This is a genomic window from Pelagibaculum spongiae (genome assembly GCF_003097315.1).
In the GTDB taxonomy this organism is placed as follows: Bacteria; Pseudomonadota; Gammaproteobacteria; order Enterobacterales; family Pelagibaculaceae; genus Pelagibaculum; species Pelagibaculum spongiae.
Map to the genome: position 1 here is coordinate 25,572 of NZ_QDDL01000014.1, position 26,960 is coordinate 52,531.

Here is a 26,960-nt window from a genome sequence, read left to right on the forward strand (position 1 = left end):
CGGATATTTTACAGTGAGGCAAAGAATAAGGGGCCAAGAGCCAAAGCAGAACACTCTAGCTCGGTGAATGCTTACTTAACAAAACCTTTCAGCATGACAATTTCTTTATCCCAGATATCCGGGTTAACAGCTTCCAACACCATCGGTACACCGTTAAAGCGTGAGTCGGCTACGATATATTTAAAACAGTCCGATCCGATAAAACTTTCCCCTAAACTGTGGTGGCGATCTTTTTTGCTGCCTAACTCTGCTTTTGAGTCATTTAAATGCATGCTTTTTAGCCACTGGAAGCCAACAACCTTTTCAAATTTAACAAAGGTTTTCTCGCAAGCTTAGGTACTACTCAGGTTATAACCGGCAACAAAGATGTGGCAGGTATCAAGACAAACACCGATACGAGACTCATCTTCTACCTGATCGATAATCGCCGCTAAATGCTCAAATCTATAGCCGAGGTTAGAACCTTGTCCGGCGGTATTTTCAATAGCTGCAATTACACCCTGGGTTTGATCCAATGCCAAGTTGATCGACTCTGCAACGGTTTTTAAACAAGTGATTTCATCGACTTCACGCAGGTGGCTTCCCGGGTGAAAATTTAACCGGTCTAAGCCAAGTTGGGCGCAACGCTCCAGCTCATCAACAAATGCATTGCGTGATTTCTCAAGCGCAGTGGCATCTGGATGACCGAGGTTAGTCAGGTAGGAATCGTGCGACAAAATGTGTTCAGGCAAATAACCTGCTGCTTCGCAGTTGGCTTTAAATGCATCAATGGTTTTGCCATCGAGTGGTTTAGCAGCCCATTGGCGCTGATTTTTAGTAAATAGAGCAAAAGCTGTGGCATTCAGCTGTTTAGCGCGTAGCGGAGCGTTATCGACGCCACCTGCGGCAGATACATGGGCACCGATATATTTCATGGAAGTATTTTTGATGAAAGATGGCTGCTATTTTACCAAGATAGCTTGGTTATCCAAGTAAGCATATTAGTTTGCTCAGGGAAAATGACTAGCTTGGATTGTCTATACTTAGACTCATTGATTCTTCATACAAAATGGCAGAGAAACTATGCCTTTTTCTTTTGGGCTTCGGAAGTATATGACGCCATACTTGCGACCTCATCTTGATGCAAGCCTTAGTCTGCAAATTCATCTGTTACTGATAAATATGCCTAATGATGCTGGCATAGTGACCCCTAGTGATTCAAAGTCAGTAAAAGAATGGTTTTGTTCGCCGATATTAAAAGAAGAGCAATATTTACAGTGGATGGCAACTTTTAAATCATATGTTATCAAGTTGTGCAGTCTGAATAATTTTTTGGAGGCATATAACTTAATAACAGCGCTAGAATATAAATTTAATTTAAATGAAATAAAAGATGATGGAAATCCAGTGATCAATTTCCCAGGTTTCGGGAGTCTATATAAACCAGAAATTAGTGTTGTAACAACTAACGTTAAGTTTAGAGTGAAGTTATTATTAGATGGTTTTTATTTGGGGCTCAGTAAGTCACTTAAAGATAAAGTAAATGCTCCAGTAAGTGACAGAAGTGGTGTTAAAATAATTCACCGGATGTGGCTAGGAAAAATGCCGTCTTCAGAAGTCATCAAAAAATCTGCAATTACAGATAACTATTTATCTAAAGAGTTATTTGAAGATAATTGTTACCGACATATTCTTTGGACGAACAACTTTCAATTGATGCATAGTCAAGGGAGTCCACATTATCCTGAATTAGCTTTTTATCAAGTTCGTCATATAGATGAATTAATAAATGGTAGCAATCCTTTTCCGGGGATGAGAGATTTTGTACGAGCGTTTATAGCTTGGGGCGATCTCGCTTTTGCTGTAGATATATTAAGGCTACTGGCAGTGTATCAGTATGGCGGGTTGTATCTTGATATAAGTTGGCATATTCAAAAACTGGCAAACGATCTTTGGATTGATAGAGAAGCCCCACCAAGTGAAGATGAATTTTTTACTGCAAAAAAAAACGACTTTACTTGGAATAGTTTATTTCCTTGGGCGCAAGACCCGAAGAGTTCATTGCTGTGGAACCAAGCCATATTGTGTTTTTTTAAAGATTTAAAAGTAGCACCCAAACCGGGCGGTCAACTAGAATTTATGCTTGAAAGAAATCGGCAAGAAACTCAAACAGCTGCATCTGGCACTATGTTTTATTCGGGTACAGTAGCAGCACAGGAAATTCGTTTTGCACTTGAGTGGCTACAGGCTGTTTTGGATAGTCCTGACGCAGATTTTATCAGAAGGCGGCATCACTATGCTTTACATAGTAAATTCAGTTCTGAAGTAATAAGGCCATCATCTTCCTTGCCACTTATGTCTGACTTGGGTGTGTTTACTTCGACGCTCTCTAGGTTCTATGGATATATGACAGAAGATAAAAAACTTGAGTTCGCAGAAAAAGCGCTAATTGAATACAGCTACTCTTCAGTTGGAAACAAAACAATGCTGCATTGTGACTTTTTGAAAATACATCGCCAATTGAATGGAAGCTGGATGAAAAGAAATCCAAAATATGCTATTTGTGCCGAAGCGCCATTTTAAGATTAATAGAATTAAAATTTTAAGTGAACAACCCTTACAAAAGGGGGGGGTAACCCCCAAGCTTATTATGCGGCTTGAGGGCTAATTACTTGCTGCTGTAATTGCAGCAGATTTTTATAACTCTGATTGTCTTTGATTCCATCAAAAACTGCATCCACCAGTAATAGCAGTTCGTCGGTAAATATCTGGCAATCTTGTTGCTTGAAATTACCGTTTTGCATTGCTGACTGTAGTTCTCGAATACCGACTTCTACTTGAGCAAGTAGCTGCTCAAAATCAGCCGTTAGACTTGGCAACATGCTGGCTTGGGTTCGATTGAGCATGGCGTTGACTGCTAGCTGACACAATGACTGGCTAATTAAACTGCCCGATTCTGAAAGTTCTGCCAATTGGTCTTGGCCGCGCTGCATGGCAGAAAAGAAATCAGCCTGATCACTTTTGCTGAATTCTTCCAATGCCAAATAAATAGTGGCAACCGGCAAGCAAAATAATGCTGGTAATTTTTCATTGGAATCTTGATCGGGTAATTGATCAGGAGTAATCGGCAACTGGCGGAAATGGGTTAATGCATTATCCATTTGCCCAGTGGCAACGGGTTTGGAAATTGGCTGTTGGTTCTGGTCGAGGCTTTGCACATATAAAGTGGAAAATTCATCTTGCCCAGTGGCGGCTTCAATCATTAATACCGGCTGTAACTCGGCAGATTCTTTATGCGCTAGCTCGGTTAACCAGCAAATGGCATAACAATCAGCCTGTGATTCAGGCAATAAAGAAAAAGCCTGGTTGAGCGACAGCGCATTGCTTAACGCGGGTAGCCATTGTTGCTGCAAAGCGTGTTGCTGTTCTGAGCCAGATAAAGCTTCGCCCGCTTTTTGCTCAGGCTGTTTTTGATAACACAATAGGGGAGGAGGACTTTGCCTGGGGTTTTGTAACCGATGGCAAAATAGCTCGATGGTTTGCGCCACAATTTCAGGTGCGTGTTTGTTTTGGTCAGAATGAGTGTTGCCAGTTGAGTTGGAGGCAGGGCTTTCAGAGGTTTGCTGTTTGCTGAACAGCTTTATCAGCGATGCGAACATGGATTGTCTTCTTATTGATTGTTTTGATCAGTCTATAAATATTTCGTTGATTTGCCTAGAGAGAGTAACAACTAATGCTGAAGCTGGCTGATCTGTTGATATACTCTCGGCCAGCCTAATGCCACAGCGATTGCTGGAGCCTATTTTGAAAGTTACCGATTACAGTTTGTTGTCCCCTGATCTGGTGCTAGACGCCGTAGAATCTTGTGGTTATCTGTCGGATGCTCGAACCTTAGCGCTCAACAGCTATGAAAACCGGGTTTATCAGGTTGGCATCGAAGATCAGCTGCCGATTATTGCCAAGTTTTATCGGCCTTGCCGCTGGAGCGATCAGCAAATTCAGGAAGAGCATGATTACAGCTGGCAATTAAAAGACATTGAAATTCCGGTGGTTGCGCCACTGAAAGATAAAGATGGTAAAACGCTATTTGAATATAAGGGTTATAAATTTGCCCTGTTTCCAAGGCAAGGCGGCAGAACACCTGAATTAGATTACGGCGACACCCTGGTGCAGATTGGTCGTTTTTTAGGTCGAATTCATGCCATGGGTGAAAGTAAAACCTTTAAGCACCGGCCTGAAATAAATGTGGAAACTTATGGCAAACAGAGTGTTCAATGGTTGCTTCAAAGTGGGTTTATCGAGGAATATTTACGTCCTTCCTATGAAGCAATAACTCAACGTGTTCTAGAGCAGGTTGAACAGAAGTTTGCCGAGGTCGGAGATTACCCGCGAATTCGACTGCATGCCGATGTGCATCCGAGTAATATCTTATGGCGAGACAATGGGCCAAATGATAGCGGTCCGCATTTTGTTGACCTAGATGATTGTCGAAATGGCCCGGCGGTTCAGGATTTATGGATGCTGTTATCGGGTTCACGCAATGAAATGCAAGTTCAGTTAGAAGATTTACTGGAAGGGTATGAAGAATTTTGTCACTTTGATCATCGGCAATTAGTATTGATCGAAGCTTTGCGAAGTCTGCGTATGATGCATTATGCAGCATGGTTAGGCCGACGTTGGGATGACCCGGCATTCCCGGTGAACTTTCCGTGGTTTAACACGACAAAGTATTGGGAAGAACACATTCTGACGCTGAAAGAGCAATCAAGTTTGCTCGATGAACTGCCACTGTCACTGAATTCGTTTAATAGTTAAAACTAACAGTTAAAATCAATCGTTAAACCGGAGAATCTGAATGTATAAATTGCTGACCGCCGCTGTGGCTGCCGCTTGCTTAATGATGACTGCACCTGTGATGGCTCAGGATTATTCCTCCGGAAAAAACTATCGTGACGATGGTAGCTTTCAATATGTTGGTGAGCAAAAGGTTGAGCAACATAAGGTGGTGGAATTTTTCAGTTACACCTGCCCACATTGCTATCGTCTTGAGCCAGCCGCTGAAAAGTGGGAAAAAAGCAAAGCAGATAACGTAAAGTTCGAACGAATTCAGGTGATATTTAACAAAGGAATGAAGCCATTGGCTCATTTTTATTACACAGCCGAATCTCTGGGTTTATTGGATCAGCTACATGAAAAAATGTTTAAAGCGGTGCAGAACGAGCGTAAGCGTTTTAAAAACAAAGAAGCTATTTTGAGCTGGGTCGCGGCACAAGGCATAGACAATACAGAATTCGCTAAAACTTATGATTCTTTCTCGGTAAAGCAGAAAGTTCGTAATGGTGAGAAGCTGGCTAAAAAGCATAAGCTACAAGGTGTGCCAGCAATGCTGGTAGATGGCCGCTATTTTATCTCTGGTGAACTAGCGGGCTCAAATAACGCAATGTTCGACGTAGCAAACTATCTGACCAAAAAATAGTTTTGACCCAAAAATAATTCGTTGTTGAATTAAAAATGAAACCGTAAGCTTCAACAGCTTGCGGTTTTTTTATACATGAAATGATTAAGCAGGCCATTTATGAGCTCCAGCAATAAAACACACTCAACACTGACTATTCGCCCAGCAGTTGCTGCAGATGCCGCCATCATTCACCAGCTGATTGTAGAGCTTGCGGTATATGAAAAAGCCGAACACGAAGTGAAAGCATCGGTTGCCGATATCGAGCGTAGCCTTTTTGATAAAGACTCAACGGTAGAGGCACGTATTTGCGAGCGCGACGGCCAATCAATTGGTTATGCGGTATATTTCTTTAACTACTCAACTTGGTTAGCTAAAAGTGGCCTTTACCTGGAAGATTTGTATATCACACCTGAAGCACGTGGTTGCGGTGCGGGTAAAGCAATGCTGGTGCACTTGGCTAAAATAGCTGTGGATAAAAACTGTGGTCGTTTTGAATGGAGCGTATTGGATTGGAATGAGCCTTCGATTAAATTCTATGAGTCATTAGGCGCAAAAGCACAAAACGAATGGGTGGGTTACCGATTGACCGGTGATGCACTGCAAGCCTTAGCACAGCAGGCTTAAATTTAGCTTTAGGGATAGTTTAGAATTTTTAAATAATCCAAAACAATCTCCATATTTACTTTTTATGCTTTGAAGTACTTTCCTGACTTCAAGTTACCATCCTTGGTACATGGATTCCGGCTTCTCGGCTTTGGCATCCTGCGTCGCTCTAATCTGTGCATCCATGTACTTTCTATCTGGAATGACGGCTCGGAGTGGGTGGCCGCTACAGCAGCTAATCAGCCACTCCGTCATACTCGCCAGGGAAGGCGGGTATCCATAGTAGGGAGAGCAAGATTCTAAAGCTTACTCTGGAGTATTGTTTAATGCCGATTCTTATGAAAAATTATGCAGGTTTTCTGTAGTTTGATAGAGTAGTGACCGCTGATTCTTCAAAGCTATATGCAGTCAATTGTTACATGGCTTGATTTTGATCTTTCTAATCGAGCAGTCATAGTATGAGCATAAAAAAAGTATGAACATAAAAAAAATAACCATTAAACAAGCTGAACATTCTGACATTGAGCATCTGACCGCTTTGTTGCTTGCGCTAGACCAATTTCATTTTGATATGCGACCCAATAAATTTCGTTCTCCGAAAGAAATGGCTCAAAAGCGAATAGAGAAAGATATTTTTTCTCTTTACCAATCAGGAAAAATCAATGTTTTTTTAGCAGCCTGCGATGGCAAAACAATCGGTATGGTTTCAGGTCAGTTAAGAGACCATGAATCGATTATCTCCAAGCCGAAAAAAATAGGTTTTGTTAACGAACTCGTTGTTCTTGAACCCTATCGTGGTACGTTAGCGGCGACCCAGCTAGTAGATGCGATTGAACAGTATTTTACTGAGCAAGGCGCAGTTGAATTTAGCTTGAGTGTTGCCAGCTTTAATCAGAGAGCACTCAACTTCTATAGCAAACTTGGCTACGCTTCTGAATCACAGCAGCTGATCAAAACAGTCAGTTCTTATTAGCCGAACTCAATCATTCAGGCATCAAAACTACCTGTTTTCTCTATGTTTTATTCAAGCTATTTTATTGCGTTTACTGTTTTATTTCAATCAATATTGTTAACAATTTCACTGGAAAAATATTCTGCAGCTAACGGCGGATAAAAAATCCATTCAAACACTATCGACATCAATTTCTGGCTGTGCTATTTCTGTAAATAATTAAAAAGAGCCTATGCAGATTTATGCGTTATCGATCCCGCTGTATCGATGCTTCTGTAAAAAGTGCCGGAGAGCTAAAATGAGCAATATAAAAGAAAATCCACTGGAGCGTATTTTGAGGTTGTCCCACTTCGAGCCTGCACATAGAACGGAGTTCTACTCTGTATTGTTAGACTCGACTATTTATGTTTTAGGGAGAATGCTCGATGCTAAAAATAATACCGAAGGCTGCGCCAATGTAGCGCTAGGTGACAAGGTATCTATTCGCAGTTGGGAAAGGCGCGACGGTAGCTCGATGATTCCTTTCTTTAGCTCACTTGAGGTTTTACAGAAGTCCGCCGGTAGTGATGAGCCCTACTTGGCCGTGCCTGCAAAGTCGCTGTTTGAAATGACTAAGGGGCAAACCCTCGCGCTAAACCCCAAGTCAGATTATAAAAAAGAGTTTGATGCTGATGAGGTGCAACAACTGCTATCGATTAATTTAAGCCGTGAAGTGAATCAGCGAGTGATACAAAAACAGGCCAAAGTGGTATTAGGACAGCCAGCTAAATATCCAACGGCGATGGTAGATCAACTTACCCAGCTTCTGGCTAGACATTCTGCGGTTAATAAAGGTTATTTTCTGCTAATGCATGATAAATCAGCAGGCGCCAAACCCAGGTTGGTGGTTGGTTTTCTGGTGGATGAAGTAGATCCGCAGCAGCCATTTGAACTGCTATCAAAGCAGGCCAGTGAAGTGATTGCGCAATCTGCACCACAGGGTCAACCGGTTGATCTTTATCGAGTGATCGAAAATAAGCCCGGTTTAAGCCAATTCTTTATTCAGAAAACCCAAGCTTTTTATGATCGCAGCTGGGGCAGCAAATTATGTGTTTCGCTGGGACATGGAAAAGCCTAGCAGTAACTGAATAATTGATTCTTCACAGGCTGTAATGCTCATTGCAGCCTGACACTCTTCTAGAATTTTATTAGGACTTGGTAATCTGTCTGGCTCAATATTTTTTAAAGCGATTAAAACTGCACAATCTGAATAAACATGTATTTAAAAACCAACAATAGGCCGCAGAAACTTTTATCCATAGGTGCCATTTTCAGTAAGAAATATTACTAGAAATCTATGTAATATTTGGTATGACTAATATTGCTGTTGATTGGAATTAGCCTTAGCTCGTCAGTTGAATTTAATGGTGGAAGTTGCCGTAACTTGTCGACTTCAGGCATTCTCTAGTTTCATGATTAATCAATAGTCATGACTTGACCGACTCTTTTGAAATAACCAGGAGCAGAGCGCAATGCTTGAGCAATACATACAGCAGCTACCGGGAGTGAAAGCCAGCTACCCGTTTGGTAAGCAGGTTTGTGTCTATAAGGTTGTTGGCAAAATGTTTGCGCTGTTGACTGAAGGCCAGTTACCGCAACAAATCAGTCTTAAGGCTTTGCCTGCAGATGTTACCTTTCTGATAGATCAGTTTGAGGCGGTTAGCCCCGGGTATCATCTAAATAAAAAACATTGGATCACGGTCTCTTTACATTCATCTACAGATGCAACGTCTAACGCTGGCAGTGAGTTATCTGAAAATATGCTGCAAGATTTGGTTAGCGCGTCATATGCACTGGTGGTTGCCAAATTAACCCGGGCTGATAAAGCATTGCTCGAGTCAGTATCCTAAGGCAAAGTTTCTACTGGGCCTAGCGAAGAGTCAACCGACCTTAGTTGTGACTGTGTTAATCTGGCTGCCTATTTAAAGCCAGTCCGTTTTCAACGGATTGCTGCTCTGTTGGAGATGAAGTTTCAGTGGATGTTTTGGGTTTTTCTGTCGAGTTATTGGTGTTTTTATTTTCTGTTTCAGTGGTCGCGGGTTGTATCGATACCTTGGCAGGAGGTGGTGGTTTGATCTCTTTGCCAGCGCTAATTGTCAGCGGCGTTCCACCGTTAGCGGCGCTGGGCACTAACAAGTTGCAGGGCAGCATGGGCACCGCAACCGCGACTTTTATGATGCTGAAGAAAAAACAGGTGCGTTGGCAAGATGTTCGCTTATTAATGCTAGCGGCGTTTATTGGTTCAACTGCAGGCACTATTGCCGTTCAGTTTATTAATACCGATGCTTTGAATTTTATTATTCCGTTAGTTTTATTATTGATTGCTATTTATTTTATTTGTTCACCTTCTTTAGGCAAAAAAAATAATGTAGCAAAGTTACAGAAGGTCGCCAGTAAAAGCTACCGCCGATTTGTTGTGCCAATAATTGGCGGTTACGACGGTATGTTTGGCCCGGGCACCGGCTCCTTTTTTGCTTTGGCTGGAGTATCGTTACGAGGCCAAGGTTTGATTGAATCAACCGCGATTGCTAAAACACTCAATTTCGCTACCAATATTGCTTCCTTAATAGTGTTTTTAATCGCAGGGAAAGTCGTTTGGGCAGCAGGCCTATTAATGATGGTTGGCCAGTTTATAGGGGCCTGGGTTGGTAGCCATTTTCTGGTGAAGATTAACCCTCAATACTTGCGAGTAATTGTGGTTGTGATGTGCCTTGGCATGTTAGCTAAATATGGGCACAGCTTAGGCTGGTTGGCTTAATCATTATAAAAATTAGGCAAGTTATTTATGTCTCTTGTTAATGAACCGTTAATTGCACAAACGTCGAAGCCACCTTATTACGCGGTGATTTTTAGCTCATTGCTGCAGCCAGATTCAGCTGAAAATGGTTATTCCGATATGGCCAATACCATGGTTGAACTCGCACAGCAGCAATCTGGCTATTTGGGTGTGGAATCTGCTAGAGAAGCACTAGGCATTACCGTGTCTTACTGGAAAGATTTGGAGTCAATCAAGGTATGGAAAGCCAATGTCGATCATCTGCAAGCGCAAAAACTGGGCCGAGAAAAATGGTATGCCAGTTATAAAGTGCGGATTGCTCGGGTCGATAAAGAATATGGTATTTAAAATATGAATTTTAATTTTAATAAATGAGCAGTATTTAATGGCATATGTTTATTTGGTGATTGCGATTGTAGCTGAAGTGATCGGAACCAATGCAATGGTTGCATCTGATGGGTTTTCCAAAATATGGCCTAGCAGCCTGACGGTTGTTGGTTATGCTATTTCATTTTATTGTTTATCTCTGGTGTTAAAAACCATACCGGTAGGCATTGCCTATGCGATTTGGTCGGGAATGGGCATTGTACTGGTTACCGCGATTGCCGTTGTTATTTATAAACAAGTGCCAGACTGGCCAGCGATTGTCGGCATGACATTGATTGTTTCAGGTGTGGCGGTGATTCAATTGTTTTCAAAAATGTCGGGGTGATTAGTTGGTTGTTTTTATTGTTGAAAGGTTTGGTTTCTAAATAACGAAAAACTCGCATCTTAGAAAACACATATGCATACGATTAATCGTTGCACTTGTTTTTACATTATTGAACAAACATGTCGCATATAAACCCGGGTAAGCTTACGGCGTACCCGACAATGTAAGTGTCTTATGCGAATGCTTACGTAACAATTAATACCAAGCAACAATTAATACCAAGCAAAAAATAATACCAACCAAAAAACTTAAATTTTCAGAATCTTCTTACACCAGTTAATATTAGAAAATCACCGAAATTAGCTGCTTATACGGCGATAGGAATGGATTGAAAAGTCTTACTACACAGCTTTGAGTTTCACATCTTCGCTCAACGTAACTGACAGTGCACCCGAACGTTCAATCATTTTTACTATGACAGATTGGATGGTTTCATCTTCACGAATATCGTTTTCGGTAGTGAAGGTTTCAACTTGAGGCTCTTTGCCTTCTTCTGCGACAAATTCAAGGTGTACTTCAGTAGCCAGTTTTTCATTCGGTCCGTAATAGGTGATGGCGATTGCTGGATAGCCCTTGAATCCTGCCTTGGCTTTTTTAGAGATTCTTTTTTTAGATTTTTCTAAATTCATAGTGATGTATCCTTTTCAAACGGATTAACGAGCCGGTGGATTAACTTATTTCCAATTTAACTCAGCTGGCTAAGTTACTTATTGAAAATGAATTTCAGCTGCTGGAAATTATAGGTATGCTTGGGTCTGTCTTAAGTGTGGTTGCTTTCTGCTCAAGTATATTGCCGGATTATCGGGCTATGTTCTAGTTACAATTGAAGCTCATCTGCGAGTCGTTTCAGATCGGTTGCCAAAGGTGCGATAAATGTTTGTTCCATTTGGGGAAGGTGAACCATATGACAGTGAAGTGCCTGGCGAGGGTGCCTGTTGCAAGGCGGGTTGCAGTACCATTCTTCTCCCACTATTGGGTGGCCGAGGTGACTTAAATGAATTCTAATTTGATGGGTCCTACCGGTGAATATGTTGACCGTTACCAGCGAATGCTCTGGGCCTTTTTTGGTGACGGTAAATTGACTGTGGGCACTTTTTCCATCGGGTGTAATGCCAAGGCTTCGCTGATCAATCTTGCCGATTGCGCCAAACTCTTCGCACTGATTCCAGGTTGGATTTCCATGAACAATGGCCAAGTATTCTTTCACTGAATTATGGTCTTCGAGTGCTTTTTTGTAGATAGAAACCAACCGTTTTTCTGTAACAAAAAGGTTAACGCCGCTGGTGTCTGCATCAAGCTGGTGAACTGCCCATACCATTGTTCCATGTCGCTGCATCAGCCAATATTGCAGGCAGTCATCGTCATCTAGTGAACGTCCAGAAGTGGGGATATTAAAAGGCTTATCTACAACTAAAAGGCCGTTTTTTTGGTAGATAATGCGTGCTTCAAGATCATCGATCACAGCGACTTCCTTGTGGGTGGTGTTTGATAAAAGTTTGATAAAAAATAGTGATGAAAATTAATTGCTACTCGAAATTATTTATTGATTATAAGTTATTTCCTTAGCCATCAATCTTGAATATAGGTGGCTAAAAATAACCTGGAATTTCAAAATAGGTAACGAGTTATGATCAAGAGATAAGTCTTAAAAATCGAGTAGCTAAGATTCGTAGCCAAAACCACAAACTCCACAATAGCCCGGCAAATAACATCACTAATGCGTAGATGTCCTCTGGCTCAGGTTGACCATTTTGATAGCCGTTATACATCAGCATGCCTGCGGCAAATAAAATCACCCCATAGCAAAATTTCTCGAACAGATCTCGGTATTGACCGGCCAGTCTTAGAATCAGTTTTTGTAGCAGATTTTTCATTGGTCCAGTGTAACTGCGGCGAATCAGTTTACCGATAGTGATTTACCGGTGAATTGAATCACCGGCACAGATTTAGTGTTGGAAGCGGTGGTTTTAAAGCGAGGAGATCAAGCTCTAACGCTATGGCGGCGAAAGCTCATTAGCAGCTTCATTGCCAAGGATGGTTGTTTGATTAATTCATCGCGCAGCAGGCCCACGGTCAGAAAATCGGTAATGCCAGCTTCGTCTGCTAGGTCATCAGCATAGGGGCCATAGTAGCCCATTTCCCATTCATTAAAGCGGCGTCTTTCGATGGGCCGCTTTAGTAGAGTGGTGACCATATGATGGCGAGGATCTTCACAAATGCGACGATATAGCGCTTCAACTTGTTGCTGCTCACCTTCAATTGCCTGAATAAATAATCCTTCGCAATAAAGCAGCATGCCGGTAATTCCGATCCGCTGATTATTAGGACGTGCGCTGTGTAATAGCTGGCGGATTTGTTCGGCAGATATTTCTTCGGTGGCGGTGCTGGTGTAGACCAGCGAATATGCTCGGTTGTCCATAACCTGAGTTTTCTTTTCCTTGAATAACACAGCAAAAGTCTGGTCTTTGCTGGGCTGAATCGTTGTGAGTAAACTCACAAAGCCAGTAGCTAATTAATCAATAGCGGCTTTTTTAGGTAGTTGACGAACTTAAGCGGAAAGATGATTTACTGAATTGGTATAAATCATCAAAGCAGGCAGAAATTTATTGATCATTGTAATGTTTTATAAATCGTAAATAATACTATCTCTGCCTGCTAGCTTGGCTTGATACATTAATTGATCGGCTCGGCGAACAATCGTCTCGGGCGAGTCAGTTGAGCATGAGATAGTCGCACCGATAGACAAGGTGCAAATAATATCCAGATTGTCTGCTGCTGATGGTTTTTCAGAATGATGCGAGCTAATACCAATTAATGTGCCACGAGTGATATCAGACAAGCGCTGGGCAATGATTTTCAATTTTTGTGGGCTGACTCTGGGCATGATCGCGACAAACTCTTCTCCACCCCAACGGCCTAGCATGTCGCTATTTCGTAATGCTTGACTTAAATAATCTGATAGCTGCTTTAGCACTAGGTCACCGGCATCGTGGCCGTATTTATCATTAATGTTTTTAAAATGATCAATATCAATAAATAGCAAGCCAAAATTAATTTTATGACGATGCATTTCAGCACAGCGAAGGCTGAGCTCTCGAAGTAGATGGCGGCGATTAGGCAAGCCAGTTAATTCGTCGAGTAATGCTTGGTCTGCCAGTTTTTTAAGGCGAGTTTCATTGCTTAGCTGACGTGAGATATCGCTAAAAATCTCTGTTGCACCAATGATTTCCCCATCACGATCGGTCAGGGGGGCGGTGCGCACTTCAACCGCAACTTTGCGACCACTCTTGTGCTTGAGAAATAAACGACAACGATGCTTTTTACCGCGTTCAATCACTGCGAGTAACGGACAGCCATTAATACAGACCGCTCGATCCTTTTGGTCGGTATGTCGCAAAATATTTTCATGGCAATGCCGTCCGACGACCTCTTCTGCAGAAAAACCCGTGATTAATTCGGCTGCTTGATTCCAAAATAAGATACGCCTGTCCTTATCGACCACATACAAACCATCAGCTAACTGGTTGGCTAACTGTTCAAAATCAGGAAGTAACGGGCTGGAATAAGCTTGATTAGAAGCTTTGGGCATTCAGATCTCCGGAAATACGATAGCCGAAATATACTCTTAGAAAGCGGCGGGTCAAAATGTAACAAATTGATTTGTTATGTAACTTACCGATATTTAGCTGAAAGTGAGTGCTAACTGGTACTGTGATTTTATCCAGAGGTTATCTGCTGGTAGAATCGGTCAGGCTCTAGGGCCTGCTAGCAAAATAGTGATCAGGACTTGGCGAATTGAGTATTAAACTGGCTCCATAAAGGCGGACCCGATGGACGATATATCCCCGATTCTCGACAATCTTAACAAGGCGCAGAGAGACGCAGTCGCCGCGCCAGAACAGCATTGCCTAGTATTGGCCGGTGCGGGTTCGGGTAAAACCCGGGTGCTGGTGCATCGAATCGCTTTTTTGACCGCCTCTGGTGGTGTGGGTGTTTCACCTTGGTCATTACTTGCTGTGACTTTTACCAATAAAGCGGCAGCAGAAATGCGCGGTCGAGTGGAGTCGGTGGCAGGTGTATCGCCAGCCGGCATGTGGTTAGGCACTTTCCATAGTCTGGCGCATCGATTTTTACGCCAACATTGGCAGCAAGCCAATTTGCCACAGCAGTTTCAAATTATTGATTCCGATGACCAGTACCGAATGATCAGGCGAATCATGCGGGAAGCCGGACTGGATGAAAGTAAATGGCCACCGCGTCAGGTGCAGTGGTTTATTAATAACAGCAAGGAAGAAGGTCTTCGACCACAACATATCGAGACTTACAACGATTTTCATCGTCAGACGCATTTGCAGATTTATCAGGCTTATCAAGAGGCTTGTGATCGCGGTGGCATGGTCGATTTCTCTGAGTTATTGCTGCGCTCGTTAGAAACCCTGCGCAACAATACTGAGCTGCGAAATCATTACCAGGGTCGCTTCCGGCATATTCTGGTCGATGAGTTTCAAGATACCAACACCATTCAATATGCCTGGTTGCGTTTAATGTGCGGCCCAAACAGTAAGCTGTTTGTGGTAGGTGATGATGACCAGTCTATTTACGGTTGGCGGGGTGCAAAAATTGAGAATATCCAACAATTCTCTCGTGACTACCCAGATGCTTTAAGCATTAAATTGGAGCAAAATTATCGCTCCACTAGCAATATTTTGAATGCTTCTAACGCTGTTATTGAAAATAACACCGAGCGAATGGGCAAAAAGCTGTGGACCGATGACGGCGATGGCGAAGCAATTTCACTATATGCAGCATTTAATGATTTAGATGAAGCGCGTTATATCGTTGATCGAATTCAACAGGAAGTGCGCGACGGCAGCCCCAGAAAAGATATCGCAATTTTATATCGCTCTAATGCCCAGTCACGGGTATTAGAAGAATCATTAATTCAAGCTGCAATGCCTTATCGAATTTATGGTGGTCAGCGATTCTTTGACCGCCAGGAAATTAAAGATGCGATGGGTTATTTACGGCTAATTGCCCATGGCGGTGATGACTCAGCGTTTGAGCGGGTAGTTAATACGCCAACTCGTGGCATCGGTGATCGCACGGTGCAGGCGGTTCGTGAATTGGCGCGTGAGCAAGAGCTCACCATGTGGTTAGCGGCTGAAAAATTAATTGAAGCCAAAGCATTAACAGCACGAGCCATTAAAGCCCTAAAAGGTTTCCTTGATTTGATCGAAGAACTTCGTGTTAATTGCGAAGGGGCCGAGCTGTATTTGCAAGCGGCAGAAGTGGTTGAAAACTCTGGTCTGCAAGCGCATTACCAAAAAGAAAAAGGCGAAAAAGGTCAGGCAAGAATTGAAAACCTACAGGAGCTGGTTAATGCCTGTCGTGGTTTTGATCCGGATTTAGCCAATGAAGAAGGCATGGAACTGGGTCCGCTTGATGCATTTTTAGCCCATGCGGCGTTAGAAGCGGGTGAAAGCCAAGCGGCCGATCATGATGATGCAGTTCAGTTAATGACCTTGCACTCGGCTAAAGGTTTGGAATTTCCAATTGTCTTTTTATGTGGACTGGAAGATGGCTTATTCCCACATAAAATGTCGTTGGACGATGGCAACCTCGATGAAGAACGGCGCTTGTGTTACGTCGGAATGACCCGGGCAATGCAAAAACTTAATTTAAGCTATGCCGAAATTCGTCGAATGTATGGACAGGAGAATTACACCTCGCCATCGCGCTTTATTCGTGAAATTCCTGCCGAGTTATTAAACGAAGTTCGACTGGGTGGCAGCGTGTCTAGGCCGGTGGTTAAGTCTTCGATGTTTGCACCGCAAGATACCGGCAGCGTCGCCTTAGGCAGCCGAGTAGCACATAAGAAATTTGGCGAAGGTACCGTGATTAATATTGAAGGCGATGGCCCTTCGGCGCGTATTCAAGTTAATTTCGATGATGCCGGTGATAAATGGTTAGTACTGTCTTACGCCAAGCTAGAAACTTTAAGTTAATGAAGTGCATGGCAGCTGTTATTGGTGTGAAAACTGATCAAACATAATAGCTGCCTGTATGGGCTATTTGAAAACCAGTCGCCGCAGTTAAACGGTGTGCTGGTTTTTTTGTAAAGATTGAATCGCTTGCTGTAGATATTTCGGTAGCATTCAAAACATGAAAAAAGTACTGGTTTTTATATTTTACATTCATCTATCAGAGCTAAAATTCCTCGAGTAAAACACAGATAAAATCAATCTTAGTTTTGATGATGGCTTTGTTATTAAATCACTAGCCAAATTGTTAATTCAAAAAAGCAAACCAGTACCATTTTTTATTGGCTAGTTTGGTTAAAACAGATCTTGCATCGAGATATTTCATTCGGTGATGTATCCCTTATACCCAAACCAGCCCTTTGAGGATTTTGGAGTGGATTGGGTATATCTCCCTTTATCGCCAAGCCGACAGTTGCTTTGATTACAACTGACGCTGATCAACCATTCGGTTAGTCTGCGCGTTATGCTGCAAACTGGCTTTTAAGTAGATAGCGCCATGCATTCAATAAAAATTCACCCGATTCATTTGCTGCAGCAACGGGCTGCTGAAACACCAGATAAGCCGGTGTTGCACTGGAAGTCCGATGGACAATGGCACCAGTGGAACTGGCGGGAGTTTTGGCAACGGGCTAATCAATTAGCCGGAGAGATGATCCGTTGTGGCCTAGAACCAGGCCAAATGATCGGTATTTATGCTTGGAACTCACCGCAATGGTTGTTGGTGGATGTTGCAGGCATGCTCGCCAGATTAGTTGTGGTGCCGATTTATCCAACCAGTACCACCGAACAAGCAGCACAGATTGCCGACGATTCTGGTATCCGCTGGTTGTTTACTGGCGTGCAACAAGAGTTTGATCGCGCCTTGCCATTGTTAGATGGTTGTGTCGAACAACTGGTGCCGATGTCTAAGGGCATCGATATTCGTTCGTGTCCGGCAGCACGTCCTCTAGGCAATTTAATCAGTCCCTTGAGCGAAGTATTACAAGAGCAAGTTGACCTGCGAATTGAGCAGGTGCAACTAAGTGATTTGGCTACTTTGATTTACACCTCAGGCACCACCGGTGTGCCAAAAGGCGTCATGCTGGATTTCGAAAACATGTCAGACAGTTTCGAAATGCACGACAAACGCTTAAAGGTTGGCAAAGAAGATTTAACTTTGAGTTTCTTGCCATTAAGCCATGTTTATGAACGTGCCTGGGCGCATTACATACTGACTTGTGGTGGCGAAGTAGCAACCTGTGCCGATCCGAAAAAAGTCGGTGAATTGCTGCCTGAAATTAAACCGACCACCATGTGCGCCGTGCCGCGCTTCCTTGAAAAAGTGTGTGATGGTATTCAGGCCAAAGCGTATAAAGCAGGTGGCTTGAAGATGCGTTTGTTCAAAAAAGCCATGGCTGATGGTTTGCTGCAGCTGGAGCATAAGCGCAAGGGTACTGTGGATAAAAAGCTTAATTTCAGATGTAAAATTTGGGACAAGCTAGTTTTTCAAAAAGTCCGACAAGCGCTTGGTGGCCGATTGAGAATGGTGCCATGTGGTGGTGCTCGATTGGACCCTGAAGTGCAATCATTCTTTATGGTGCTCGGTATTCCGGTAAAAATTGGTTATGGCTTGACGGAAACCCTAGCGACCGTTTGCTGTACCGATGACGGTAACTGGGAATCTGGTCATGTTGGTTTCCCATTGCCGGGAATAGACGTTCGTATCGGCGAAAATGACGAAATTATTGTTCGTGGCGGCAATGTAATGCGCGGCTATTTCAAGCGTAAAAATGCCACCGATGAAGTGATGAAGAATGACTGGTTCCATACCGGCGATTGCGGTTATTTCGACAAGCAGGGTCGATTGGTGTTAACCGATCGCATCAAGGAATTGATGAAAACTTCCGGCGGCAAATACATTGCACCGCAGCGTATTGAAGGTCAGGTTGCCCGTGGTGATCTGATCGAACAGGTGGCGATTATTGCCGAAGCGAGAAATTTTGTTTCTGCATTAATAGTACCGGCATGGGATTCGTTGGAAGATTACGCCAAGAGCGTTAATATCAAATATCATGATCGGCTAGAATTGCTAAAACATACTCATATTATGGATGTGATGGAGCAGCGATTAGAAGAGCTGCAAAAAGGTTTGGCGCGTTTTGAGAAAATTCGTAAATTCACCTTGGTTCCGCATGAGTTTTCAATTGAATTGGGTGAAATTACCCCAACGCTAAAACTTCGCCGTAAAGTGATCATGAAAAAATTCCGTAAGGAAATTGAGGCAATGTACGAAGGCGTTCGCTTTGATAGCAAGAGTAAAGATAAGACTAAAAACAAAACCGACCCAGATTTAGAGTAACGCTTAGCCAAAACTGAACGATAAATATTTGTACATATTATCGATCAATAATGAAAGCGCGGTTTACACTAAAAGGTGGAAGTGAAAACTAAAACTTTTACAATGTGTTATCTGGCGTTTAGATAATTAGCCCTATTTTTTTGGAGAAAGCCATGGATGGCGATCCAAGACAGGCATCAATCAGCCTGCCTGTTTTTCGTGCACTCACCGATAGTGCACCCTCTGTATGGCGTGAAGCATTGGAGCAAGCAATGTTGGCGCAACTCGATTCAATCATCATGGTACAAGATGCTTGGTCGGTTCTGACAGAAAACACGCCTTCAATTAATCAAAAACGTTGTTTTATAAGTAGCTTGTGGCGTGGCCAAGTATTTTCCTTGCACCTACCTGTTTTGTGCAAAAGAATTGAACAACAAATTCCGCTGGTAGATCAAAGCCAACAAAATCTACTGGAACAAGGGTTGCAGCTTTTAAGCCAGCTGGCAGTTCCGGTAAAACAAAAAACACCGCATCATAACTTTAATGAATTTGCATCAGCTTACTGTGGCGACCAAGTGTGGCAGTTGCCGCGCTATAGCACCGATGCTTCTGGGTTATTTGAATCATGGGGTGCGGGTAAGTTAGATATTTCACCATTAATAGAAGCGATGATGCTGACAGCCATGAATGAGTTGTGGAGCTTTGGTGAAAAAAGTTTTGCTGAACCCTTAATCTTCAAAGAAGCGGTTTTTAATGAAAAACTTACTGACGACTCGTCGAATGCTGAAAATCAGCAACTTCGATTGCCGCATCAATGGTTTGAACATTCCGCCGCCACTAATTTTCAATTAGCGATTGAAGCACTGCAATTAATTGCCAAGGCTTTGGATTGGCAGCCGGATGAAGAAGCGCTGAAGAAGCTTTGCCAAGGTTATATTCGCCGCAAGGCTGCGATTATGGCTTCGTTAATGGAAATGCTGCTACAACCACCAGAGTGGCTGGAACTGCAATTGGCCAAGCGTGCTTAATCCCAATTGAGCAGCTGACGAATTCTTCGGTGTAATTAAGGTATCGCTACGACTTAATCAGACATATTGAGGTGGCTTAGGTATAGATTTACAGTGATAGCGCTATAATGTGCGTCTTCTGAAGATGTAGATTGGCTTATGTTGAAGTTTCCTAAGATTGCCTTGGCTGTCGCTGTTGTAACAGCCACCGTCATGCTCACCAGTTGTGCTACCTCGCCTACCGGCAGAAAACAGTTCAAACTCTATTCCTCCCAGCAGCTGGCCGAGATCGCCACGGCGCAGTTCAGGCAGATGAAACAGCAACAGCCAATCAACAACGCTGCTAAAGATAACCAATATGTACAATGCATCGCCGATAAGTTGATTGCTCAATTACCACTGCCTTGGAGTCGCCAATCGTGGGAGGTGGTGGTTTTTGAATCAGACGATGTGAATGCTTTTGCCATGCCCGGTAATAAAATTGGCGTTTATGATGGCATGATCAACCTAGCAGAAAACCAACATCAACTGGCTGCGGTAATTGGCCATGAATTGGCGCATGTGCTGGCAGATCATTCCAATGAGCGCTTATCTTCACAAAGTTTGATTGGCTTTGGGGTAAAAATTGCCGAAAAGCAGGGCGGCAAGAGTCTCGCGCAAGGCGTTGGCACGGCGGCTAACTTATTAATTGCACTGCCGTATAGCCGGGTTAATGAAACCGAAGCAGATATTATTGGCTTGGATATTATGGCTAAAGCGGGTTTCCAGCCGCAACAAAGTGTTCGTTTATGGCAATTGATGTCGCAAAAATCCGGTGGAAAATCGGTGCCTGAATTGTTATCAACGCACCCGACCGATAAAAGTCGTATTGCTGATTTGCAAAAGCAAATGAATCAAGCAACAGCGCTTTATCGCCAAGCGAAAACCCAAGGTTATGCACCACATTGCAAAAAACCGTAGAAAACCGAATCAAAAAACCAAATTAAATAAATTTTTGTCAGTTATTAATTGGTTAAGTCAGCATTGAATGATAACTGGCTTATCTTATTGCAATGACAAAACAGAATTAGCTATTTAGACTGGCCGAATAAGTCGTTTCAAGGCTGCCAGTCCAGAGGAAAGATAATGCCTAAAGCATGCGATATAAAGCGCGGTGAAGTGGTTGATATTAATGGTCAGCCTTGTCAGTTAAAAGATATTACAGTGCACAGCCCATCAGCACGTGGCGCAGCAACTCTTTATAAGTGTCGTTTTACTGATCTGTTAAAAAAGCAAAAAGTCGATCAAACCTTCACCGGTGATGATTTTCTAAAGCCGATCGACACATCAAAAAAGCCGGTGCAGTTTTTATATAAAGAAGACGCCAGCTATGTATTGATGGACTTAGAAAGCTACGAGCAGTTTTATCTCGACGCTGAAGTACTGGGCGACCAGGCGCAGTGGTTGTCTGACACATTAGAAGGTATGTTCGGCTTATTAATTGAAGATCAACTAGTATCCATTGAGCTACCTAACTCGCTGGTGTTGGAAATTGTCGAAACTCCGCCAGCCATGAAAGGCTCCAGTCAGAATAAGCGCACCAAACCTGCTACGTTGGAAAATGGTGCTGTGGTTCAGGTGCCGGAATATATTTCAACCGGCGAGAAGATTAACGTCAATCCAGAGCTGCAGACGTTCTTGTCGAGAGCTTAGTGGGTTGATAAATTTCACATTGTAGATTTGATGAGTGTTAACGAAATCAGATATCTGGCAATAAATACCAAGGTGTCTGATTGCGCCTTTGGCTTATCAAACCTACATGTGTTGAGCTTTTGGGCAGGTTAATCATTCAAACCAAGTGCTGCGACTAAAGCTAATTTCGGTACTTTATCTTCTGCGTTTAGCCTGTCTTTTTTGATATTGCTGGCACAAATTAAAAATCATCTGGGGGGTCCATACCAAATGATGCCGATTGCCAAAACTAGTATGTTGATCAATGCCACCGGCACGTAGCACCCTAGCAACAATTGTTGAGCAGTTTTTACGTAACGTTCGGTAGTGTGCATCAGGTTTGGTTCGAATGCTGGCCCATTCTTCAATCATGGCTCGACAGTTCAAGCCAGACAGATTGTATGACCAAGGCTTTAAGAATTGTTTCGAAGCGCCTGCACCATGTTTAAAATGAAACATGTTTTTTAGAAATTTAAGGACTTGTTGATCCACTTGATCATCGTAATCCCATTCGGAGCACTCTAAACCTAAAAATCGATGGGCATAATTACCGTGTACAAGGCTTTCTATAACTTGTGGGTTATTTTGATCCAGCGATAGTAGCCTCCATTGTTCCTGGTGACTTATTTGCCCTAAAGAAACACGCTCACTTCTGTTATCTTCCATTAGTGAGATGTTCTTTTGGGCACCAAATTTCTTACCAGGTAAAATACTACTTTTTCCTGCATGGCCATCAGGCCACCAGCTGACATAGTTATGTAGTCGAGCGCTTTCATCATTTTCTAAAATTTGCATTGCTGCATGGCCGTAACTACCAATGTTTCCAAATAAATCACGCGTTTTATTAAATTGATCATAAGGCAACCAGACATAAACGGTTGCGGAAATTTGTTCTCTCGACATCGCCAACCTACAAAATTTTTATAATGATAAGGGGTATCATCAATGAAATTTTGTCGATTAGTTTTCGATTTAAAGATCTATGGCTAGATTGGCTAGATTAGCGAGCCTGTGTTTGTTTACAGTGATCGTTGGTTGGCGGTCACGCTGCTTCTATATAACAGCGAAGAGCTTTTAAATGTCTGATCACCCTCGAAAGATTATCCACTGCGATTGCGACTGCTTTTTTGCAGCGGTTGAGATTCGCGATAATCCTGAGCTACGTGCTTTGCCGGTGGCAATTGGCGGCAGTTCGGATCGGCGTGGGGTGATTTCGACCTGTAACTATGTAGCGAGAAAGTTTGGTATTCGTTCGGCAATGAATAGTGCCAAAGCGTTACAGCTGTGCCCGGATCTGATTATATTGCCGGGCAATATGGATAAGTACCGTGAAGCTTCGGTAAAGATTAACCGTATTTTTGAAGACTACACCGACTTAGTTGAACCCCTCTCTTTAGATGAAGCATTTCTCGATGTCAGCGAAAGCAATGCTTGCCACGGCAGCGCGACTTTAATCGCAGAAGAAATTCGCGCCCGAGTGCGTAAAGAAGTTGGCATTACAATTTCTGCCGGAGTAGCGCCGAATAAGTTTGTGGCCAAGGTGGCTTCTGACTGGAATAAGCCCGATGGCTTGTGTGTAGTGACCCCGGAAAAAGTCGATGCCTTTGTTAAGCAGCTTCCAATCGAGCGGATTTTCGGCGTCGGTAAAGTAACTGCTGGCAAATTGCATGCGATGGGCATTCTCAATTGCGGCGACCTGCGTGATTTTGAGCTGCCGGTGTTAACGGAGCGGTTCGGCCGATTTGGCTCACGACTACACCAATTGTGCCGCGGGATTGATGATCGACCGGTGCAAATTAGCCGGATTCATAAGTCGGTTAGCATTGAGCACACTTACCCCATTGATCTTTTAGGCGTTGAAAACTGTCTAGACCAATTGCCCGAACTATTAGAGCAATTGCACCGACGGTTGCGGCGATATCTAGAAAAAGACAGTGGCTATAAAATCAAAGGTCGCTTTGCCAAAGTACGTTTTAACGACTTCACCACCACCACGATTGAAAACCAGCTGCAAGAAGGCGAGCTTAAGCAATACCAGGTGTTAATTCGCCAAGGGCATGCTCGGGGTGAAAAACCGGTACGTTTGTTAGGCATTGGTGTGAGATTGGATGTTGATGATCAGCAAGCGCCCGAGCAGCTGACGTTGTTCACCTAGGTTGGATAAGCGTAGCGCCATCCGACGTCGTTATTCTCAGAAGGTTCTGATGCTTTTCTACGGATACAGGTGCTATTCGATGTTTTTCCTGCCAGAACCCTCTCTATAGAGAAAGATTCAAATTATCGGTAAGTTTATTGATCTTGAAAATCATCCGCTTAGCCTAAGAGGGGCTAAAACCCTCGGATTTTTTCATCTGAAGGGGTGACACGGCTTAGTGGATCTGTATAATGCGCCAGCGTTCCGGGTGATTAGCTCAGCTGGTAGAGCGTCGCCCTTACAAGGCGAATGTCGGGAGTTCGATCCTCTCATCACCCACCAAAGATTCTGGAGCGGTAGTTCAGTTGGTTAGAATACCGGCCTGTCACGCCGGGGGTCGCGGGTTCGAGTCCCGTCCGCTCCGCCATTATTACGGTGCATCTCTGTGACAAGAGATAGACAATGCATCGCTTACTGCTAAGGCAGTATAAAAGTGCTTCGGCAACATGTGAAAACATGTTTCCGGGTGATTAGCTCAGCTGGTAGAGCGTCGCCCTTACAAGGCGAATGTCGGGAGTTCGATCCTCTCATCACCCACCAATTTGGAGCGGTAGTTCAGTTGGTTAGAATACCGGCCTGTCACGCCGGGGGTCGCGGGTTCGAGTCCCGTCCGCTCCGCCATTATTACGGTGCATCTCTGTGACAAGAGATAGACAATGCATCGCTTGCGACTGATTATTCAGTGCGCATAAACGTAGTGCTTCGGCAATATGTTAATACATATTTCCGGGTGATTAGCTCAGCTGGTAGAGCGTCGCCCTTACAAGGCGAATGTCGGGAGTTCGATCCTCTCATCACCCACCAAATTGGAGCGGTAGTTCAGTTGGTTAGAATACCGGCCTGTCACGCCGGGGGTCGCGGGTTCGAGTCCCGTCCGCTCCGCCATCATTAAACCCATTAGGCTTGCCTAGTGGGTTTTTTGTTATGTGCGCTAGAAAAACTTCTTCGAAAACGTTCAAAAAATCCAAAGTATCAGCCTCGATATTAATTTCGGGTGTCTTGTCGTTATCCTTTGCGTTGATTGATTGCCCGCGCAGGTTGTACGGAACAGCCGTAGGCGTGACCTACAACTTGACCATATTGCAATTGATTCCAATGGTTTAATCAAATCACAATGACCTAATCGACACATTGCTTGCTGGGCATTTGTCGCGATCCCCGAAAGTTGTAGGTCGCCGTAAGCTCCGTACAACCTACATAGGCAAGCAATAAATGGCGGAATTAATGAAACCATAATGACCGAATCGAGATATTGGTTGCTGGGCATTCACCGCGATCCTTGAAAGTTTTAGGTCGCCGTAAGCTCCGTACAACCTTGCGCGGACAAGCAATTAATACCGGCATTCGTTTTTCAGGTGTGCGGAACGGCTTTGGGCTGATAAGATTTTGTTGATGGTAATTCTTATCGATTTTGTCGGTTGAAGCTGGCACCGCTGCGCTATTTTGTGAATAATGGCGACGAATAATAACCAAGTAGGAAACTCAAGTAATGACCATTGGCTCTTGGGAACCAGAAACACAGACTGAAAGCGGCTCAATGTCGATCGATGCTGCAGATTTACAGCTTTTTATCTCACTGGTAGAAAAAGGCCAGTTAGATCAATTGCCAGGTGTTGTTCCTGAAGCGGTTCAGCAAAAAGCAGCCATGATGAAGCTGCCAAAAGATCAATGGCTAACTGCGCTGGCGCCTTTTTCGGACCTGCAGCTGCAGCAGTTGATGGAGTTTTTTACCCTTGCTGAAGAAAAAATTAGTGGCTGGGATGCAGGTGAGAAAAACCCATGCATCTGGGCTGGCAAATTATTGAAAAAGCGCGGCGCATTTCCGGATAAAGAAGAAGTAGCTCGCTTGAAATCTCTGACACGCAACTGGTTTATTCCTTACGGAAACCCGCTTGGTTAGTCGCTGATTGTATGTAGCCCCTGCGCCCAGTTTTGCTGTGCTTGAGGCTCTGACAACTTGTGATGTCAAAGAATACAAACGGCCTTGCCAATTCTGGCAAGGCCGTTTATTTTAGGTGAATCCATAACAGGTTATATAACTGATGATTGATGTATTTAGATAGCTAAGAGTTATCAGTGAAGCCTTGTTTAACACGCTTTTTAAGTAGGTGAGATCAACCAGTGGATTGGATTAGAACGCTAGAAAGTTTGTCGTTAGGTAGTCGGCTAAAGCGGTTGAGTGATCAGCTGATGCAAGATGTTGCTGATATCTACAAGCAACAAGGGCTGGATTTGAATCCAACCTGTTTTCCATTGCTGCAGCTGTTGGTCAAACAGAGTGATAATAACTGCATGATAGGCGTCTCTGAGGCGGCTAAACAACTGGGGGTTACTCAGCCAGCGATTAGTCGAATGGTTGGCAAGCTGGAAAAAGACGGCTGGTTGCAGCGGCAAAAAGATCCGCAAGATGATCGGCGACAGCTACTAGTCGCTACCGAGAAAACCTGCCAACAGCTGCCTCAGTTTGAGCCGGTGTGGGCGGCGATTCGTCAGCAACTTGACCAGTTGATGCAACAACAGCAATTGCCGCTGTTGGAATCAATTAATGAATTTGAAGACCAGTTGGCATCCGTCGGCAGCTTAAAGTCGCTGGTGTTGCAGCAGCTGCAATCTGAGTTATCGCAGTCAGTTTCCATTGCTAGTGAAAAACTCCCCGCATCTGAGATAGAAGTTATTAACTGGGATCCACAATTTCGTGATGATTTTTGTCGCTTAAATCGTCAGTGGCTAAAAAAGTACTTTCCTAAGCGAAATAATTGTTATGAAAACTCATTAGACCAAAAACAATTAGAACATCCAGAAAGTTATTATTTGGCCAAGGGTGGTTATATTTGGTTTGCCCGATACCAGCAGAAAATTATTGGCTGTTTGGCAATGTATCCGCATAGTTTAGGAAAAAATGAAGCAGAGAAAGTAAGGGGTATGGAGCTGTCAAAAATGGCGGTGGATGAATCATTGCAAGGGCTAGGGGTTGGTAGAAAACTAGTGATAAATGCGTTAGATAAGGCGCGTGAATTAGCGGTTTCTGATGTATTTCTTGAAACGGCTAGTCAGCTGAAAGCTGCGATTATCTTGTACCAAAACACAGGATTTACCATTGCTAACCATCCTGATGGTGAATCACGATTTAATGGCGCTGATGTCTACATGGCGCTGAAGTTATGAGTGAATT

The 26,960-nt window shown here is 43.5% G+C and carries 25 protein-coding genes, 6 tRNA genes and 1 pseudogene; 24 read left to right on the forward strand and 8 right to left on the reverse strand.

Going from position 1 to position 26,960, the window contains the following annotated elements; translation table 11 throughout:
• Positions 1–71: 71 nt before the first annotated feature.
• Positions 72–914 (reverse strand): annotated as a pseudogene (gene nfo, locus DC094_RS20315) (deoxyribonuclease IV).
• 148 nt (positions 915–1,062) lie between these two features.
• Between nfo and DC094_RS20320 the strand changes: the two are divergent.
• Positions 1,063–2,562, forward strand: a complete 1,500-nt coding sequence (locus DC094_RS20320) for a glycosyltransferase family 32 protein (protein ID WP_116688964.1) — start codon at positions 1,063–1,065, stop codon at positions 2,560–2,562.
• A gap of 65 nt (positions 2,563–2,627) precedes the next feature.
• On the opposite strand, the gene DC094_RS20325 is transcribed toward DC094_RS20320, so the two are convergent.
• A complete protein-coding gene (locus DC094_RS20325) occupies positions 2,628–3,638 on the reverse strand; it encodes a hypothetical protein (RefSeq protein WP_116688965.1) in 1,011 nt (336 codons plus the stop codon).
• Positions 3,639–3,783: 145 nt separating this feature from the next.
• Between DC094_RS20325 and DC094_RS20330 the strand changes: the two genes are divergently transcribed.
• The 9 genes from DC094_RS20330 to DC094_RS20370 all read left to right on the forward strand — a co-directional run bounded on the left by DC094_RS20330 (position 3,784) and on the right by DC094_RS20370 (position 10,519).
• Complete coding sequence (locus DC094_RS20330; RefSeq protein WP_241504098.1) at positions 3,784–4,794, forward strand: serine/threonine protein kinase; 1,011 nt, start codon at positions 3,784–3,786, stop codon at positions 4,792–4,794.
• A 40-nt stretch (positions 4,795–4,834) separates the two neighbouring features.
• Positions 4,835–5,455 (forward strand): thiol:disulfide interchange protein DsbA/DsbL, encoded by a 621-nt coding sequence (locus tag DC094_RS20335; protein ID WP_116688967.1) that lies wholly within the window; start codon positions 4,835–4,837, stop codon positions 5,453–5,455.
• 99 nt (positions 5,456–5,554) lie between these two features.
• Positions 5,555–6,061: a GNAT family N-acetyltransferase gene (locus DC094_RS20340; RefSeq protein WP_116688968.1), complete on the forward strand. Its 507-nt coding sequence runs from the start codon at positions 5,555–5,557 to the stop codon at positions 6,059–6,061.
• Positions 6,062–6,515: 454 nt separating this feature from the next.
• Complete coding sequence (locus DC094_RS20345; protein WP_116688969.1) at positions 6,516–7,013, forward strand: GNAT family N-acetyltransferase; 498 nt, start codon at positions 6,516–6,518, stop codon at positions 7,011–7,013.
• 277 nt (positions 7,014–7,290) lie between these two features.
• The gene (locus DC094_RS20350; RefSeq protein ID WP_116688970.1) at positions 7,291–8,109 is read left to right on the forward strand and encodes an enhanced serine sensitivity protein SseB C-terminal domain-containing protein; all 819 of its coding nucleotides are present in this window, start codon (positions 7,291–7,293) and stop codon (positions 8,107–8,109) included.
• Between the two features lie 394 nt (positions 8,110–8,503).
• Positions 8,504–8,881 (forward strand): MmcQ/YjbR family DNA-binding protein, encoded by a 378-nt coding sequence (locus tag DC094_RS20355; RefSeq protein ID WP_116688971.1) that lies wholly within the window; start codon positions 8,504–8,506, stop codon positions 8,879–8,881.
• Positions 8,882–9,006: 125 nt separating this feature from the next.
• Positions 9,007–9,789: a TSUP family transporter gene (locus DC094_RS20360; protein WP_116688972.1), complete on the forward strand. Its 783-nt coding sequence runs from the start codon at positions 9,007–9,009 to the stop codon at positions 9,787–9,789.
• A gap of 27 nt (positions 9,790–9,816) precedes the next feature.
• Entirely contained in the window at positions 9,817–10,155 is a 339-nt protein-coding gene (locus tag DC094_RS20365) for an antibiotic biosynthesis monooxygenase family protein (RefSeq protein WP_116688973.1), read from the forward strand.
• Between the two features lie 37 nt (positions 10,156–10,192).
• Positions 10,193–10,519 carry a DMT family transporter gene (locus DC094_RS20370; RefSeq protein WP_116688974.1) on the forward strand — a complete coding sequence of 109 codons (327 nt, stop codon included), beginning with the start codon at positions 10,193–10,195 and terminating at the stop codon, positions 10,517–10,519.
• Positions 10,520–10,860: 341 nt separating this feature from the next.
• On the opposite strand, the gene DC094_RS20375 is transcribed toward DC094_RS20370, so the two are convergent.
• The 5 genes from DC094_RS20375 to DC094_RS20395 form a co-directional block, all read right to left on the reverse strand.
• Positions 10,861–11,148: a hypothetical protein gene (locus DC094_RS20375; RefSeq protein WP_116688975.1), complete on the reverse strand. Its 288-nt coding sequence runs from the start codon at positions 11,146–11,148 to the stop codon at positions 10,861–10,863.
• Between the two features lie 188 nt (positions 11,149–11,336).
• A complete protein-coding gene (locus DC094_RS20380) occupies positions 11,337–11,981 on the reverse strand; it encodes an RluA family pseudouridine synthase (protein WP_158527414.1) in 645 nt (214 codons plus the stop codon).
• A 169-nt stretch (positions 11,982–12,150) separates the two neighbouring features.
• Entirely contained in the window at positions 12,151–12,393 is a 243-nt protein-coding gene (locus DC094_RS20385) for a hypothetical protein (RefSeq protein ID WP_116688977.1), read from the reverse strand.
• A gap of 107 nt (positions 12,394–12,500) precedes the next feature.
• A complete protein-coding gene (locus DC094_RS20390; RefSeq protein WP_133245647.1) occupies positions 12,501–12,938 on the reverse strand; it encodes a BLUF domain-containing protein in 438 nt (145 codons plus the stop codon).
• A 204-nt stretch (positions 12,939–13,142) separates the two neighbouring features.
• The gene (locus DC094_RS20395) at positions 13,143–14,108 is read right to left on the reverse strand and encodes a sensor domain-containing diguanylate cyclase (protein ID WP_116688979.1); all 966 of its coding nucleotides are present in this window, start codon (positions 14,106–14,108) and stop codon (positions 13,143–13,145) included.
• Positions 14,109–14,349: 241 nt separating this feature from the next.
• Here DC094_RS20395 and uvrD point away from each other — a divergent pair, with 241 nt between their 5' ends.
• From uvrD to efpL, 5 genes are all read left to right on the forward strand, one after another.
• The gene (uvrD, locus tag DC094_RS20400; RefSeq protein WP_116688980.1) at positions 14,350–16,524 is read left to right on the forward strand and encodes a DNA helicase II; all 2,175 of its coding nucleotides are present in this window, start codon (positions 14,350–14,352) and stop codon (positions 16,522–16,524) included.
• Between the two features lie 532 nt (positions 16,525–17,056).
• Positions 17,057–18,898, forward strand: a complete 1,842-nt coding sequence (locus DC094_RS20405) for an AMP-dependent synthetase/ligase (protein ID WP_116688981.1) — start codon at positions 17,057–17,059, stop codon at positions 18,896–18,898.
• Between the two features lie 152 nt (positions 18,899–19,050).
• Entirely contained in the window at positions 19,051–19,905 is an 855-nt protein-coding gene (locus tag DC094_RS20410; RefSeq protein WP_116688982.1) for a hypothetical protein, read from the forward strand.
• Positions 19,906–20,043: 138 nt separating this feature from the next.
• Positions 20,044–20,844, forward strand: coding sequence for a M48 family metallopeptidase (locus DC094_RS20415; protein ID WP_116688983.1), 801 nt, complete (start codon positions 20,044–20,046; stop codon positions 20,842–20,844).
• Positions 20,845–21,009: 165 nt separating this feature from the next.
• Positions 21,010–21,576 (forward strand): elongation factor P-like protein EfpL, encoded by a 567-nt coding sequence (gene efpL / locus DC094_RS20420; protein ID WP_116688984.1) that lies wholly within the window; start codon positions 21,010–21,012, stop codon positions 21,574–21,576.
• A gap of 174 nt (positions 21,577–21,750) precedes the next feature.
• Here the strand turns inward: efpL and DC094_RS20425 are convergent, their stop codons facing one another.
• Positions 21,751–22,497 (reverse strand): hypothetical protein, encoded by a 747-nt coding sequence (locus DC094_RS20425; RefSeq protein WP_116688985.1) that lies wholly within the window; start codon positions 22,495–22,497, stop codon positions 21,751–21,753.
• A gap of 175 nt (positions 22,498–22,672) precedes the next feature.
• On the opposite strand from DC094_RS20425, the gene dinB reads away from it, so the two are divergent.
• The 9 genes from dinB to DC094_RS20475 all read left to right on the forward strand — a co-directional run bounded on the left by dinB (position 22,673) and on the right by DC094_RS20475 (position 26,953).
• Positions 22,673–23,749, forward strand: coding sequence for a DNA polymerase IV (gene dinB / locus DC094_RS20430; RefSeq protein ID WP_116688986.1), 1,077 nt, complete (start codon positions 22,673–22,675; stop codon positions 23,747–23,749).
• A 245-nt stretch (positions 23,750–23,994) separates the two neighbouring features.
• Positions 23,995–24,070: transfer RNA gene (locus DC094_RS20435), tRNA-Val, on the forward strand.
• An 8-nt stretch (positions 24,071–24,078) separates the two neighbouring features.
• Positions 24,079–24,155: transfer RNA gene (locus DC094_RS20440), tRNA-Asp, on the forward strand.
• 97 nt (positions 24,156–24,252) lie between these two features.
• Positions 24,253–24,328: transfer RNA gene (locus tag DC094_RS20445), tRNA-Val, on the forward strand.
• Positions 24,329–24,332: 4 nt separating this feature from the next.
• Positions 24,333–24,409 (forward strand) — tRNA-Asp (locus DC094_RS20450).
• A 107-nt stretch (positions 24,410–24,516) separates the two neighbouring features.
• Positions 24,517–24,592, forward strand: a tRNA-Val gene (locus DC094_RS20455).
• Between the two features lie 4 nt (positions 24,593–24,596).
• Positions 24,597–24,673: transfer RNA gene (locus tag DC094_RS20460), tRNA-Asp, on the forward strand.
• A gap of 604 nt (positions 24,674–25,277) precedes the next feature.
• Positions 25,278–25,688 carry a hypothetical protein gene (locus tag DC094_RS20470; protein WP_116688988.1) on the forward strand — a complete coding sequence of 137 codons (411 nt, stop codon included), beginning with the start codon at positions 25,278–25,280 and terminating at the stop codon, positions 25,686–25,688.
• A 221-nt stretch (positions 25,689–25,909) separates the two neighbouring features.
• Positions 25,910–26,953: a bifunctional helix-turn-helix transcriptional regulator/GNAT family N-acetyltransferase gene (locus DC094_RS20475; RefSeq protein WP_116688989.1), complete on the forward strand. Its 1,044-nt coding sequence runs from the start codon at positions 25,910–25,912 to the stop codon at positions 26,951–26,953.
• Positions 26,954–26,960 lie beyond the last annotated feature (7 nt).

Coding starts and splice junctions, on each gene's coding strand:
- DC094_RS20320 (WP_116688964.1), top strand. CDS start 1,063: ATGCCTTTTTCTTTTGGGCTTCGGAAGTATATGACGCCATACTTGCGA.
- DC094_RS20325 (WP_116688965.1), bottom strand. CDS start 3,638: ATGTTCGCATCGCTGATAAAGCTGTTCAGCAAACAGCAAACCTCTGAA.
- DC094_RS20335 (WP_116688967.1), top strand. CDS start 4,835: ATGTATAAATTGCTGACCGCCGCTGTGGCTGCCGCTTGCTTAATGATG.
- DC094_RS20340 (WP_116688968.1), top strand. CDS start 5,555: ATGAGCTCCAGCAATAAAACACACTCAACACTGACTATTCGCCCAGCA.
- DC094_RS20345 (WP_116688969.1), top strand. CDS start 6,516: ATGAACATAAAAAAAATAACCATTAAACAAGCTGAACATTCTGACATT.
- DC094_RS20350 (WP_116688970.1), top strand. CDS start 7,291: ATGAGCAATATAAAAGAAAATCCACTGGAGCGTATTTTGAGGTTGTCC.
- DC094_RS20355 (WP_116688971.1), top strand. CDS start 8,504: ATGCTTGAGCAATACATACAGCAGCTACCGGGAGTGAAAGCCAGCTAC.
- DC094_RS20365 (WP_116688973.1), top strand. CDS start 9,817: ATGTCTCTTGTTAATGAACCGTTAATTGCACAAACGTCGAAGCCACCT.
- DC094_RS20370 (WP_116688974.1), top strand. CDS start 10,193: ATGGCATATGTTTATTTGGTGATTGCGATTGTAGCTGAAGTGATCGGA.
- DC094_RS20375 (WP_116688975.1), bottom strand. CDS start 11,148: ATGAATTTAGAAAAATCTAAAAAAAGAATCTCTAAAAAAGCCAAGGCA.
- DC094_RS20385 (WP_116688977.1), bottom strand. CDS start 12,393: ATGAAAAATCTGCTACAAAAACTGATTCTAAGACTGGCCGGTCAATAC.
- DC094_RS20390 (WP_133245647.1), bottom strand. CDS start 12,938: ATGGACAACCGAGCATATTCGCTGGTCTACACCAGCACCGCCACCGAA.
- DC094_RS20395 (WP_116688979.1), bottom strand. CDS start 14,108: ATGCCCAAAGCTTCTAATCAAGCTTATTCCAGCCCGTTACTTCCTGAT.
- uvrD (WP_116688980.1), top strand. CDS start 14,350: ATGGACGATATATCCCCGATTCTCGACAATCTTAACAAGGCGCAGAGA.
- DC094_RS20405 (WP_116688981.1), top strand. CDS start 17,057: ATGCATTCAATAAAAATTCACCCGATTCATTTGCTGCAGCAACGGGCT.
- DC094_RS20410 (WP_116688982.1), top strand. CDS start 19,051: ATGGATGGCGATCCAAGACAGGCATCAATCAGCCTGCCTGTTTTTCGT.
- DC094_RS20415 (WP_116688983.1), top strand. CDS start 20,044: ATGTTGAAGTTTCCTAAGATTGCCTTGGCTGTCGCTGTTGTAACAGCC.
- efpL (WP_116688984.1), top strand. CDS start 21,010: ATGCCTAAAGCATGCGATATAAAGCGCGGTGAAGTGGTTGATATTAAT.
- DC094_RS20425 (WP_116688985.1), bottom strand. CDS start 22,497: ATGTCGAGAGAACAAATTTCCGCAACCGTTTATGTCTGGTTGCCTTAT.
- dinB (WP_116688986.1), top strand. CDS start 22,673: ATGTCTGATCACCCTCGAAAGATTATCCACTGCGATTGCGACTGCTTT.
- DC094_RS20470 (WP_116688988.1), top strand. CDS start 25,278: ATGACCATTGGCTCTTGGGAACCAGAAACACAGACTGAAAGCGGCTCA.